The 13,479-nt window shown below is 74.0% G+C and carries 8 protein-coding genes; 6 read left to right on the top strand and 2 right to left on the bottom strand.

Annotation, left to right across the window (positions count from 1 at the left end):
• Positions 1-99: 99 nt before the first annotated feature.
• Positions 100-432: a cupin domain-containing protein gene (locus ACFV4N_RS30645; protein ID WP_499676105.1), complete on the bottom strand. Its 333-nt coding sequence runs from the start codon at positions 430-432 to the stop codon at positions 100-102.
• Between the two features lie 70 nt (positions 433-502).
• Here ACFV4N_RS30645 and ACFV4N_RS30640 point away from each other — a divergent pair, with 70 nt between their 5' ends.
• From ACFV4N_RS30640 to ACFV4N_RS30615, 6 genes are all read left to right on the top strand, one after another.
• Positions 503-1,453 carry a helix-turn-helix domain-containing protein gene (locus tag ACFV4N_RS30640; protein ID WP_499676104.1) on the top strand — a complete coding sequence of 317 codons (951 nt, stop codon included), beginning with the start codon at positions 503-505 and terminating at the stop codon, positions 1,451-1,453.
• Positions 1,454-1,573: 120 nt separating this feature from the next.
• On the top strand, positions 1,574-1,822 hold the full coding sequence (locus ACFV4N_RS30635; protein ID WP_499676103.1) for a DUF6289 family protein: 249 nt from the start codon (positions 1,574-1,576) through the stop codon (positions 1,820-1,822).
• 269 nt (positions 1,823-2,091) lie between these two features.
• Entirely contained in the window at positions 2,092-9,864 is a 7,773-nt protein-coding gene (locus ACFV4N_RS30630) for an RHS repeat-associated core domain-containing protein (protein WP_499676102.1), read from the top strand.
• Complete coding sequence (locus ACFV4N_RS30625) at positions 9,834-10,337, top strand: immunity 26/phosphotriesterase HocA family protein (protein ID WP_499676101.1); 504 nt, start codon at positions 9,834-9,836, stop codon at positions 10,335-10,337. Before ACFV4N_RS30630 ends, ACFV4N_RS30625 begins: the two co-directional genes overlap by 31 nt.
• Positions 10,334-11,260 (top strand): Dyp-type peroxidase, encoded by a 927-nt coding sequence (locus ACFV4N_RS30620; protein WP_499676100.1) that lies wholly within the window; start codon positions 10,334-10,336, stop codon positions 11,258-11,260. Before ACFV4N_RS30625 ends, ACFV4N_RS30620 begins: the two co-directional genes overlap by 4 nt.
• A gap of 84 nt (positions 11,261-11,344) precedes the next feature.
• Complete coding sequence (locus ACFV4N_RS30615) at positions 11,345-12,769, top strand: WGR domain-containing protein (protein WP_499676099.1); 1,425 nt, start codon at positions 11,345-11,347, stop codon at positions 12,767-12,769.
• Positions 12,770-12,816: 47 nt separating this feature from the next.
• Here the strand turns inward: ACFV4N_RS30615 and ACFV4N_RS30610 are convergent.
• Positions 12,817-13,479 (bottom strand): tetratricopeptide repeat protein (locus ACFV4N_RS30610; RefSeq protein ID WP_499676098.1); only part of this gene is annotated, 663 nt, incomplete at its 5' end.

The raw sequence follows: 13,479 nt of genomic DNA, 5'->3' as shown, positions 1-13,479 counted from the left end.
ACAGCAGTTGGACCCTGGCGGCGCCCTGGGCGCCGTGACCGGTCCGGCCCCCGACCGGCCCCGCCGCGCCCCCTCGTGGTCGCGGCGGGGCCGTCGGGCCTAGCCCTCGGGGAAGAAGAGGAACAGCGTGCAGCCCGTCGTCGTCTGCGGGACGTGGGAGGTGCCCGCGTCGGCGTGGATGAAGGAGCCCGCCGGGTAATCCCGGTCGCCGTCGTTGAAGGTGCCGGAGACCACGAAGACCTCCTCGGGGCCGGGTTCGTGGACGTCGACCCCCTGCCAGCGCGTGTTCGGGTCCATCTCCAGCACGCAGGCCTTCGCGCCGCCGTCGCCCTCCCACAGCGGTCGCAGGCGGATGCCCGGGAAGAGTTCGCGGACCGGGGCGTCCCGGACGGCGGACCAGGTGTAGGCGGGGGCTTTCCGTTGTGTCGCCATGGGATCAGCCTGGCAGCGGCCGGCCGGCCCGCCGAGTGTCAGGAAAGACGTGGTGCGGTACTTTTCGGCCATGCACCGGGTAGTGGCCCTCGTCCGCCCGCCGCAGTCGACCTTCGAGCTGGGCTGCGCGGCGCAGGTGTTCGGGGTCGAACGGCTCGGGCTCCCGACGCGGTACGCCTTCGCCGTCTGCGCGGAGCACCCCGGCCCGGTGGCGACGTACGCCGGCTACGACATGCTCGTCACCGGCGGGCTGGAGGCGCTCGACCGGGCGGACACCGTGGTCGTGCCGGGCTGGCTGCCCAGCTCGGAACCGCCCTCGCCCGCGGTCGTCGGTGCGCTGCGCCGCGCGCACTCCCGGGGAGCGCGGGTCGTCAGCATCTGCTCCGGGGCCTTCGCGCTGGCGCACGCCGGGCTGCTGGACGGCCGCGAGGCGACGACCCACTGGGCGCTGGCGGACGAGTTCGCCGCGCGCTTCCCGCGCGTGCGGCTCGACCCGGACGTGCTGTACGTGGACCACGGCGACGTGGCCACCAGCGCCGGCGCGGGCGCGGGCCTCGACCTGTGCCTGCACCTGGTGCGCCGCGACCAGGGCGCCCGGTACGCCGCGCACGTCGCGCGGACCATGGTCATGCCGCCCCACCGCGAGGGCGGGCAGCTCCAGTACTCGGCCCCGCCCCACCCGGCGCAGGTCGAGGACACGCTCGCGCCGCTGCTGGAGTGGCTCGGCGGCCGGCTCGGCGAACCGGTGACCACCGAGGACATGGCCGCGCACGAGGGCGTCTCGACGCGCACCCTCACCCGGCGGTTCGCCGACCAGCTCGGCACCAGCCCGGGGCGGTGGCTGCTGAGCCGGCGGATCGCCGCGGCCCGGGACCTGCTGGAGTCCACCGACCTCCCGCTGGACGCGGTCGCCCGCCGCGTCGGCCTGTCCTCGGCCACCAACCTCCGCAGGCGCTTCCTCAACGCCCTGGGCACCACGCCCGGCGCGTACCGCCGGACGTTCCGGGCCCGGCGGCGGTGACCCCGGCGCGCGTCCCGCCACCGGTGCGGGATGCCGCGCCCGTTGGGCCCGATCGGGCGATTTCGGGTCTTCGCCACCCCACTAACGTGAAAGGAAATCACGCTTTGTGGGGAGACCACCATGATCCGTCGTTCCCTCAGCCTGGTCGCGGTCGCCTCGGCGGTGGCGGCCGCGGTCCTGACCGCCGCGCCCGCGCAGGCCATCCCGGCGTGCAAGGCGGGCTACCAGTGCAGCAGGACCTACTACGCCGACAGCGCGTGGACCGTCCCGGTGGGCGGGTTCACCAGGTTCTGCGACGGCACCACCGACCAGTGGGGCGAGACGTCCCGGTACGTGGAGACCACGCAGGCCCAGTGCCCGCCCTGGTGACGGCCGGGCCGGGGAACCCGGCCGACAGGACCTGACCACGCACTTCGGGCCGCTTCGGCGCAACGGCGTCTGCCGAAGCGCCCAGTCCACGTCACTGCGAATGACGCGTTCCGCGTCCGTTCGAGTGACTTCTGTAATGCGCCGTCCCCCGACCGCGAAAGACCAGCGCGATGCCCCTGCCCCGCACCGAACGACCCCCGTAGTCCCGACCGGCCGTCACCTCGGCCGGGGTTGTGCCCCTGCTCGCGACCCGGCTTCGAGGAGACGACGTGCCGCGTTCGACCAGACGCCTCTCCACCGTGCTCCTGGCCTTCCTGACCGTCGCCGGCTCGACGGTCGGCCACTCCGGCGCCCAACCCCGACCCGCCGCACCGCAGTCGGTCGCCCGGCAAGCCGCCCACCAGGTCCCCGAACCGCCGCCCGGTCCCGCCTCCTACGCCTACGACGCCCTCGGCCGGCTCACCGGCGTCGTGGCGGCGGACGGCTCGGTCGCCCGCTACCGCTACGACGCCGCGGGCAACGTGACCGGCGTCGAACGGCTCGGCACGCCACCGGTCGCGGTGCTGTCGGCGGTGCCGAGCCGGGTGCGCCCCGGCGACTCGATCACCGTCACCGGCAAGGGTTTCACGGCCTCGGGCACCACCGCCCGGATCAACGGCGCCGCGGCCCCCGTCACCTCCGCCGACGAGGGCGAGCTGGTCGTGACCGTCCCCGAGGGCGCCACGAGCGGCCCGCTGGAGGTCACCTCGCCGAACGGCGCCGCCGCGCTCGACGGCATCGTGGTCATCGGCGACGACCGGCCCGCGCTGACCGACTTCACGCCCAAGACCGCCACCGCCGGCGCCGCCATCACGCTCGCCGTCGCCCACACCGACCCCGAGTTCGCCAACAACCTGGTGCGGGTCAACGGCGTCCTCGCCCAGGTCACCGGGCGCACCGACACCAGCCTCACGGTCACCGTGCCGCCCGGCACGGCCTCGGGCCGGATCTCGTTCAGCACCCCCGCCGGCACCGCCACCAGCGCCGCCGTCCTCGTCGTGCCGCCGTCCGGCGTCGCGCCGGAGAACATCGACTCGGCCGCCGCGATCCCCGTGGACACCGCCACCCAGGTCGCGATCCCGGCTGGCAAGTACGCGCTGCGCCACTTCCCGGCCGCCGACGGCGAGCGCTTCGCGGTCACGCTGAGCGGCGGCACGTTCGGCTCCTGCAACCTCGAAGCCCGCGCCTACGACGAGCGCAACCGGCAGACCGGCTCGGCGTCGTGCCCCGGCGCCAACGGCTGGATCGAGACCGGCCCCGCGACCGGCGCGGGCCTGCGGGCGGTCGTGCTGCGCAACACCTCGGCGAACGCGGGCACCATTTCGGTGACCGTGCACAAGGTGCCCGCCGACCTCGACGCGGGCACGCAGCCGCTCGACGGCACCGCCAAGACCGTCACCACCACCCACCCCGGCCGCAACGGCTTCACCACCTTCCAGGGGACCGCGGGTCAGCGGGTGCTGATCCAGACCAGCGCCACGTCCTCGTCCTTCGGCTGCTGCGACCTGGACTGGTGGCTGGTCGCGCCGGACGGCACCCGCGTCGGCTCGGCGAAGTACGGCAACAGCACCCTCGACACCACGACCCTGCCGCAGACCGGCACCTACCGGGTCCACGTCGACCCGGCCCGCGGGCTCACCGGCTCCACCACGATCGCCGCCTGGGACGTCCCCGGCGACCTCGACGCCGGCGCGCAGACCCTGGACGGCGCGGCGAAGACCGTCACCATCTCCAACCCCGGCCGCAACGCCTTCACCGCGTTCCAGGGGGCCGCGGGTCAGCGGGTGCTGATCCAGACCAGCGCCACGTCCTCGTCCTTCGGCTGCTGCGACCTGGACTGGTGGCTCGCGGCCCCGGACGGGACCCGGGTGGGTTCGGCGAAGTACGGCAACAGCACGTTGGACACGATCGCGCTGCCGCAGGACGGCACGTACCGGGTGATCTTCAACCCGGCCGCGGCGCTGGTCGGTTCCACGACGGTGAAGGCGTGGAACGTGGCCGCCGACTTCGACGCCGGTCCGCTGGCGTTGGACGGCGCCGCGAAGGCGGTCACCTTCGCCAACCCGGGCCAGAACGGTCACACGACGTTCCAGGGCACCACGGGTCAGCGAGTCCTGATCCAGACCAGCGGCACGTCCTCGTCCCTGGGGTGCTGTGACCTGGACTGGTGGTTGACCGCACCGGACGGCACGCGGGTGGGTTCGGCGAAGTACGGCAACAGCACGTTGGACACGATCGCGCTGCCGCAGGACGGCACGTACCGGGTCGATTTCAACCCGGCCGCAGCTCTCACCGGCAGCACGACGGTGAAGGCGTGGAACGTGCCCGCCGACTTCGACGCCGGTCCGCTGGCGTTGGACGGCACCGCGAAGGCGGTCACCTTCACCAACCCGGGCCAGAACGGTCACACGACGTTCCAGGGCACCACGGGTCAACGCGTCCTGATCCAGACCAGCGGCACCTCCTCGTCGCTCGGCTGCTGCGACCTGGACTGGTGGCTCGCGGCCCCGGACGGCACGCGGGTGGGTTCGGCGAAGTACGGCAACAGCACGTTGGACACGATCGCGCTGCCGCAGGACGGGACCTACCGGGTGATCTTCAACCCGGCCGCCGCGCTGATCGGCTCCACCACCGTGAAGGCGTGGAACGTGCCCGCCGACTTCGACGCCGGTCCGCTGGCGTTGGACGGCACCGCGAAGGCGGTCACCTTCGCCAACCCGGGTCAGAACGGTCATGCCACGTTCCAGGGGGCCGCGGGTCAGCGGGTGTTGATCCAGACCAGTGGCACGTCGTCGAGCTTCGGTTGTTGTGACCTGGACTGGCAGCTCACCGCGCCCAACGGCGCCCGGGTGGGTTCGGCCAAGTACGGCAACAGCACGTTGGACACGATCGCGCTGCCCCAGGACGGCACCTACCGGATCGATTTCAACCCGGCCGCCGCCCTGACCGGCAGCACGACGGTCAAGGCGTGGAACGTCCCGGCCGACCTCGACGCGGGCGCGCAGCCGCTGGACGGCGCCGCCAGGACCATCACCTTCGCCAACCCCGGCCAGAACGGTCACGCCACCTTCCAGGGCGCCACGGGTCAACGAGTCCTGATCCAGACCAGCGGCACGTCCTCGACGTTCGGCTGCTGCGACCTCAACTGGCAGCTCACCGCGCCGAACGGCACCCGGGTGGGCACCGCCAAGTACGGCAACAACACCCTCGACACGATCGCGCTGCCCCAGGACGGCACCTACCGGATCGACTTCGACCCGGCCGCCGCCCTCACGGGCAGCACGACGGTCAAGGCGTGGAACGTCCCCGCCGACTTCGACTTCGGCCCGCTGCCCCTCGACGGCACGGCGAAACCGATCACCTTCACCAACCCCGGCCAGGACGCCTTCGCCACGTTCACCGCCACCGCCAACCAGCGCGTCGTCATCACCTCCACCGGCACGTCGTCGGCGTTCGGCTGCTGCGACCTGGACTGGCAGCTCAACGCGCCCAACGGCAGCCGCGTGGGCGCGGCCAAGTACGGCAACGGCACCCTGGACGTCACGCTGCCCTCGGCCGGCACCTACAGGCTGGTCGTGATGCCCACGGCCGCCCTGGTCGGGTCCGTCACGTTCACCGCCACCCGACCCGCCGGGGCCGCGACCGCCAAGACCGAGATCACGCCGGTCGAGCCGCAGGCGCAGGCGCGGACCACCTACCCGGCCGCCCGCAAGCCCGACGCCGCCCGGAACGCCGCCGACCCAGCGCCACCGGCGCGGCCCGCCCCCGGGCGGGTGCCCGCCGACCTGCGCTCGCCGGACGCGGCCACCCCGGACCGCACCCCGGAACCCGACCGCGCCCCGGCGTGGTCGCCCGACCAGGGCAACCTCGACGGCGTCGACTGGGCCACGCGCCGCGCCGACCCCGAGCCGGTCGCGGACCTCGTCGCCGAGCCCGGCAAGACGGCCGTCAGCGGTCACGTGCGCGGTCTCGACGGCACGCCGCTGCGGGGCATCCCGGTGCGCGTCGACGACGTCCGCTCCACCACCGACGACCAGGGGCGGTTCCTGCTCGCCGGTGTCCGGCCCAACGCCACCACGCTCGTCGTGGACGGCTACGCCGCCGAGACCGGTCCCGCCCGCTACGGCACGTTCCGCCTGCGCGCCAAGGTCCGCGAGGGCGTCACGACGCCGCTGGACGCGACGGTCTGGCTGCCGCGCCTGGACATGCGCAACACGGTCGAGATCGGCGCGCCGACCACCCGCGAGACGGTGCTGACGACACCGGACGTGCCGGGCCTGGAGGTCCGCGTCCCGGCCGGCTCCGTGGTGCGCGACCAGGACGGCGAGGTGGTGCGGGAGCTGGGCATCACCGCCATCCCGGTCGACCGGCCGCCGTTCCCGCTGCCGCGCAACGGCATCGTGCCCACGTACTTCACCGTCCAGCCGGGCGGTACGTCGATCTTCCCGGACGGCGCGTCGGTGGTGTACCCGAACTACACCGACCTGCCGCCCGGCGCGGAGGTCGACTTCTGGAACTACGACCCGACCGACGAGGGCTGGTACGTCTACGGCAAGGGCCGCGTCAACGACGACGGCACGCGCGTGGTGCCGGACGAGAAGACCCGGCTGTGGACCCTCGACGGGGCCATGTTCAACACGCCCGGCAACCCGAAGCCGGACAAGCCGTGGTGGCAGGACCTGATCGACAAGCTGTCCGGCGACCCGGTCGACCTGTCCACGGGCCTGCTCACCGACGCCCACACCGACCTCGGCCTCGCCGACACCGTGCCGATCTCGCTCACCCGCCTGTACTGGCAGGGCGACGGCAAGGTCCGCGAGTTCGGCCTGAACTCCGGCGCCGACTTCAACATGTTCCTGGCCTCCGAGCGCCAGTACCAGGAGGTCGACCTCTACACCCCCGGCGGCGGCCGGGCGCATTACGTGCGCACCTCGCCCGGCACGGGCTACAGCGACGCCGTGTTCGGCGCGGTCGGCTCGCCCGGCCGCTTCACCGGCTCCACCATCGCCCAGTCCAACGGCGACTGGGTGCTGACCCTGCGCGACGGCACCAAGTACTTCTTCCCCTGGTACGCCCGACCGCGCGCGATGCAGGACCGCAACGGCAACCAGGTCACGTTCGTCCGGCCGAGCGGCGCCAACGGCGAGGTCACCCAGATCATCTCGCCCAACGGCCGCTGGATCGCCCTGGAGTACGACTCCACCAACCGCGTCGTCGCCGCGCGCGACAACATCGGCCGGACCACCTCCTACACCTACGACGGCGCGGGCAGGCTGGCCACCGTCACCGACGTCGCGGGCAAGGTCACCACCTACACCTACGACAGCGCCCACCGCATCACCCGCATCACCGACGCGCGCGGCGTGGCCTACCTCGACGTCACCTACGACGCCGGCGGGCGCGTGCAGCGGCAGGACCTCGCCGACGGCGGCAGCTACCGGTTCGCCTACGCGCTCGACGGGACCGGCAGGATCACCGAGACGCAGGTGACCCAGCCCAACGGGGCGGTCCGCCGCGTCGCGTTCGACGCCAACCACATGGTCTCGACCGACACCGCGGCCCACGGCACGCCCCTGGCCCGCACGACCACCTACGTGCGCGGCCCGGACAACCGGGTGGACGCGGTCGTCGACCCCTACGGCAGGCGGACCGAGTACACCTACGACGCGGCCCAGCGGATCACCGCGACCACCGGGCTGGCCGGCACCGCGGACGCGTTCGTCAGCGGCACGGTCGCCTACGGGCCGTTCGACCGGCCGCTGAGCACCACCGACGAGGCCGGCCGGACCAGCACCTACACCTACGACGCCAAGGGCAACCCGCTCACCGCGACCGACCCGGCGGGCCGGGTCACCACCACGACGTGGACCTCGGCGGGCCAGGTCGCGAAGGTCACCGCCCCCGGTGGCGGCGTCACCTCGTTCACCTACGAGGCGGGCGGCGCGGTCGAGGCGGAGGACCCGCTGGGCCGCGTGTCCGAGCACTTCGTGGACGCGGCCGGGCGGCTGGTGCAGGAGACCGACCCGTCCGGCGCGGCCACCCTGACCGCCTACGACGTGTTCAACCAGCCGGTCACCGTCACCGACGCGCTGGGCGGGGTGAGCCGCTTCGGCTACGACGACAACGGCAACCTCACCTCGTACACCGACCAGCGCGGCAAGACCACGCGGTGGACCTACGACGGCCAGGACCGCCCGCTGTCCACCACCGACCCGCTCGGCCGCACCGCCACCACGACCTACGACGCGGCGGGCCGCGCCACGGCGTCGGTCAACCGCTCCGGCGTCCGCTCGGAGACCACCCACGACCTGCTCGACCGGCCGACCTCGACGCGCTTCGGCGTCACCGGGCCGGACGCGCAGGAGTCCCGGCTCACCTACACCTACGACGGGTTCGACCGCCTGACCCGGCTGGACGACACGGCCGGCGGCACGCTCACCCACACCTACGACGCGCGGGACCGCCTCCTCACCACGACCGGTCCGAACGGCACCGTCGGGTACGGCTACGACGAGGTCGGCAGGCAGACGTCCACCAGCCTGCCCGGACTGCCCGCCACCACCTACACCTACGACGACTCGGGCGCGTTCACCGGGGTGTCGCGGGGCGGCGAGACCGCCTCGGCGACCCGCGACGCCGCGGGCCGGGTCGAGACCCTGACCCTGCCCGGCGGCTGGACGCAGACCTACGCCTACGACGCCGCGGGCCAGGTCACGGGCATCTCCTACGCGCACGCCGGCACGCCGAAGGGCGCTCTCGGCTACACCTACGACCCGAGCGGCCGGCGCACCTCCGTGACCGGGAGCCTGGCCGGGGTGGTGCTCCCGGCGGCCCGCGCGGACCTGGTGCACGACGACGCCAACCGCCTGGTCTCGGCGGGCGGCGTCGAGCTGACCTACGACGCCGACGGCAACCTGCTCGACGACGGGACCACCGCCTACTCCTGGAACGCGCGCGGGCAGCTCACCGGCACCAGCCGCACCGGCCTCGCCTCCACCCACGCCTACGACGCGGCCGGCACCCGCACCGCCCGCGTGGTCGGCGGCGTCACCACGAGGTTCGTCCACGACGGTGCGAACGCCGTGGCCGAGCTGGACGCCGCGGGCGCGGTCACCGCCGCGCAGCTGTCCGGGGGAGTGGACCAGTGGTTCGCCCGCACCGCGGCCGGCGTCACCGACACGACGCTCACCGACGTGCTCGGCTCGCCGATCGCCCTGGGCCGCGGCGACGGCGCGGTGGCCGCGACGACCGCCTACGACCCGTTCGGCGCGCCCGTCGCCACCGGCGACCGCCGCGGCTCGGACCTGGCGTTCACCGGCCGCCAGGACGACGGCACGGGCCTGATGCACTACCGGGCCCGCTACTACAGCCCGGCGTTGCAGAGGTTCGTGTCCGAGGACCCGATCGGCATCGCGGGCGGCACCAACCTCTACGCCTACGCGGCGAACTCGCCGACCAACCTCACCGACCCGTCCGGCCACAACCCGCTGCTGGTGGGCTGCCTGGTCGGCGGCCTGCTCGACGGCGGGCTGGACTACGCGGGCCAGCGCCTGTCCGGCCGCAAGGTCGACTGGGGCGGCGTGGGCGCCTCGGCGGCGGCCGGCTGCGCGATGGGCGCCCTCGGCGGGCTCGGCGCGCTGGGCCGGGCGGGCAAGGCGCTCGACGCCATGCCGCCGTTCCCGAAGGCGCTGACCCAGGGCCGCAACGCCGAGGCGGGCGTGGACGTCTACCAGGGCGTCCGCAACGGCGAGTCGGTGTACTCGGGCATCACCAACAACCCGGCTCGCCGGGCGGCCGAGCACACCGGCCGCGACTTCGACCTCACCACGATCACCAAGAACGGCTCGGTGACCCGGGGCGAGGCCCGCGCCATCGAGCAGGCCCTCATCAACCGCAACCGCGGGGAGAACATCCGCAACAGCATCAGCCCGAAGCACCCGTACTACGATCAGGCCGTGAAGTGGGGTGAGGCGTGGCTGAACCGGAACGGGTACCCCCGGTGAACCTCGTCGCGGGCCCCGGCTCGCGCAAGGCGGTGCGAGCGGGCGACGTGTTCACCCTGGGCCTGGTCGACGGCAGGCACCTGTTCGGCCGGGTCGTGGCCGCCGACCTGCCCCGGGAACGGGCGCCCATGCCCGGCGCGAACCTGGTCTACCTCTACGACTCGGTGTCCGGCCGGCCCGAGCCGGACCCGGCCCGGCTGCGCCCGGACGCCCTGCTCGTGCCGCCCCTGTTCATCAACCGCCTGCCCTGGTCCAAGGGCTACTTCCGCACCGTCGCCCACCACGAGCCCGTGCCGTCCGACCTGCTGGCGCGGCACTGCTTCCGCACCACCACCGGGCAGCACGTCGGCCTGGACGGCGAGCCGACCACCCACTCCGAACCGTGCGGCACCTGGAGCCTGGCCGGGTACCTGTCGGTGGACCGCGAGATCGGCCGCGCCCTCGGCCTGCCGGTCGCGGACCCCTCGCGGTGAGCCCCACGCGCCGCGCCTTCCTGGCCGGGGCCGGCGTGACCACGCTGACCGCGCTGGCCGGGTGCGCGGACCGGTCGGCTGCCGCGAACGCGGCCCTGCGCCGGCCCCGGCGGGCGGGCGCGGTGGCGTTCCTGGACTTCGAGGCGGCCGGGGACGCCGCGCCGCTGCGGGAGCTGCGGGGCGAACCCGACGTCCTGGTGGGCCTGGGCGCCCGCCTGGCGCCGGGCACCCCCGGCCTGACCGCCATGCCCGCGTTCCCCGGCGAGGTGCTGCTCCCGGAGCGCAGCAACACCGACGCGTTCCTCCAGGTCGAGGGGGACGACCAGGAGGACTGCGGGGAACGCCTGGCCGAGCTCCTGGCCGCCCTGCCCGGCGCGCGGGTCACCTGGCGGACCGCCGTCCACCGCGACACCGTCGACGAACGCCTCCAGCGCAACCCCTTCGGCTTCGTGGAGGGGCAGACCAACAGCGACTCGATCCTCCTGCCGACCGGCGACACCCTCCTCGCCGTGCGCGTCATCCGCCTGGCGCACCGGCTGTGGGACGCCGACACCCCGGAGCACCAGCGGCGCGTCGTGGGCCGCCACCCGGACGGCACCTGGCTCGACGGCGCGCCCGCCCACGCCGAGCCCGGCTACGCCGCCGACCCGACCGGCGCGGTCATCCCCCTGGACTCCCACGTGCGCGCCATGAACCCCCGCACCCCGGGCGCGCCCGCGCCCCGGATGCTGCGCCGGTCGTGGACCTACCAGGCGCCGCCGACGCCGCAGGGCACCCCGGACGAGGGCGTGCTGTTCATGGCCTTCCAGGACGACTTCGCCCGGGGCTTCGCCCTGGCCCAGTCCCGCATGGCGGGCGACGCGCTCCACCCGTACCTGCTCACCGTCGGCGGCGGCTACTACGCGGTGCCGTCGGCCGGCTGACCCCCGCGGCCGGGCAGGGCGCCGGAATTGTCGGTGCCGCCCGATAGCGTGCCCGCAGTTGACCTTGAAGGGGGAAGCGAGCGGATGTCTGCCACGACGTACCTGGAGCTGTCCGAGGCGGGCGGCGGCGCGCACAAGTTCTACGAGGTGCGGGTCGAGGACACCGAGGTCACCATCACCTACGGGCGCATCGGGGAGCAGGGGCAGGTCAGGAGCGCGACCTTCGCCGACCACGCCAAGGCGCTCAAGGCGGCCGAGCGGAAGATCGGCGAGAAGGTGCGCAAGGGCTACGCGCCCGCCGTCAAGGGCGCGCGGCAGCGCCGGCCGGTGAGCCGGCGGCAGATCGTCAGCACCCGCTCCACCGCCCACCAGGCGCCGGTGCTGTGGCGGTTCTCCTCCGGCGCCCCCGCGTTCGGGATCTTCATCGGCGAGGACCACGCCTGGGTCGGCAACGAGAAGGGCGACGTCTACACCCTCACCCACGACGGCGTGGTGACCGGGCGCTTCGGCTTGCCCGACGCGGTCAAGTGCATCGTGGCCGACGACTTCTGGATCTACGCGGGGTGCGACGACGGCCGGGTGTACGACCTGGGCGCCAAGGTGCCCCGGGTGGCCTACGAGATCTCCGAGGACGTCGACATCTACTGGCTCGACATCCACGACGGCGTGCTCGGCGTGTCCGACCGCCAGGGCCGGGTGACCGTGGTGGACCACGAGGACGAGTTCCAGTGGTCGTCCACGGCCGGCGGCGACAGCGCCTGGATGGTCCGCTGCTCGCCGGAGGGCGTCTTCCACGGCCACGCCCGGGGCGTCACCCACTACACCGGGCGCGGGCACCGGGCGTGGCACGCCGACACGGTGGGGGAGGTGCTGTTCGGCTGGCAGGAGCGCGACGAGGTCTTCGCGGGCACCAGCCGGGGGCGCGTGCACCGGTTCGCCAAGTCGGACGGTCGCGAGACGGGTTCCTACCGCTGCGACGCGCCCGTGTTCTCCTGCGCGACCTCGCCCGGCGGCGAGTTCGTCTTCGCGGGCGACAACCAGTCCTCGGTGTACTGCTTCGCCGCCGACGGGACCCGGCTGTGGAAGCTGGCCACCGGGTGCGGCTCGGCGTACTCCATGCAGTACCGCGACGAGCGGCTCTACCTGGTGACCACGGACGGTTCGCTCGCCTGCCTCGACGCGAGCCCGGCCGCCGTGGGCGCGGCCGAGCAGGGGCGGCTGCCGCAGCGCCAGGACATCAAGGCGGGCAGCATCGACCGCGTCGAGGCGACCGCCGAGGTCGAGGTCGTCTCGCACGTCGCACCGGGCGAGGGCGTCGTCGTCGAGTGCGTGCGGGAGGGCGGCCGGACGAGGGTGCACGTCGTCTCGGACGGGTACGACCGCACGTGGGGCGTGCAGTTCCCCAAGGACATCCGCGTGCCGGGCGCCCGGTACCTGGTCGCGGAGGTGCTCACCTCGGCGAGCGGGTCGTTCTACCGCACCCGGGGCGAGATCAAGCGCCTCCGCTGAGGTCGGGGGTCGGGGGTCGGTACGGGAGTTCCGGCCGCGCGGCGCGGTCAGGACCAGTTCTCCAGCAACGCATCCTGGACGCGCCCCGACCGCCGGTACAGCGTGATCAACAGCGAGCGGACCTCCTCCAGCTCCCGCGTCACCGCGAACGTCGTGCCGGGGTGCTCCCGGGCGCGTTCGAGGTGCCCGACGGCCTCGGCCACCCGGCCGGCGTCCGCGAGGCAGCGGGCCAGCCAGTAGCGCGTGCCGATCAGGTCGGGGTCGTCCGGGCCGAGCAGGCGTTCCCCCTCGCGGAGCGAGTCGCGCAGCAGCTTCAGCGCCACCGCGCCGCGACCGGCCGCGTGGTGCGCCAGGGCGAGGTTGCGCCGCCTGCCCAGCGCCTCGCGGTCGTCGCCCGCCGGGCAGGCGGCGTTCTCCGCGAACAGCGCCACCGCGCGGTCGGCCCGGCCGACGCCCAGGAGGGCGCCGCCCAGGTTGGCGCGGGCCGCGACGGTGACGTGGTGCGCCGGGCCGAGCAGGGCGAGGACGTCCGCCAGCACGTCCTCGCCCAGCGCGACCGCCCTCCGGTGCAGGGTGAGCGACGTCAGGTGGTTCACCGCCGCCGACCGCGCCAGCAGCAGGCCCTCGACCGCCTCGCCGCTCAGCTCGGACAGGTGCGGTCGCGCCGCCGACCACGCCTCGCCGACGGCGTCCACCGCGCGTTCCAGCTC

Source organism: Actinosynnema sp. NPDC059797 (assembly GCF_042732085.1).
In the GTDB taxonomy this organism is placed as follows: Bacteria; Actinomycetota; Actinomycetes; order Mycobacteriales; family Pseudonocardiaceae; genus Actinosynnema.
The sequence above is the reverse complement of the archived record's forward strand: the minus strand, read 5'-3'. Positions and strand labels throughout refer to the sequence as shown.

Coding starts and splice junctions, on each gene's coding strand:
- ACFV4N_RS30640 (WP_499676104.1), top strand. CDS start 503: ATGCACCGGGTAGTGGCCCTCGTCCGCCCGCCGCAGTCGACCTTCGAG.
- ACFV4N_RS30635 (WP_499676103.1), top strand. CDS start 1,574: ATGATCCGTCGTTCCCTCAGCCTGGTCGCGGTCGCCTCGGCGGTGGCG.
- ACFV4N_RS30645 (WP_499676105.1), bottom strand. CDS start 432: ATGGCGACACAACGGAAAGCCCCCGCCTACACCTGGTCCGCCGTCCGG.
- ACFV4N_RS30615 (WP_499676099.1), top strand. CDS start 11,345: ATGTCTGCCACGACGTACCTGGAGCTGTCCGAGGCGGGCGGCGGCGCG.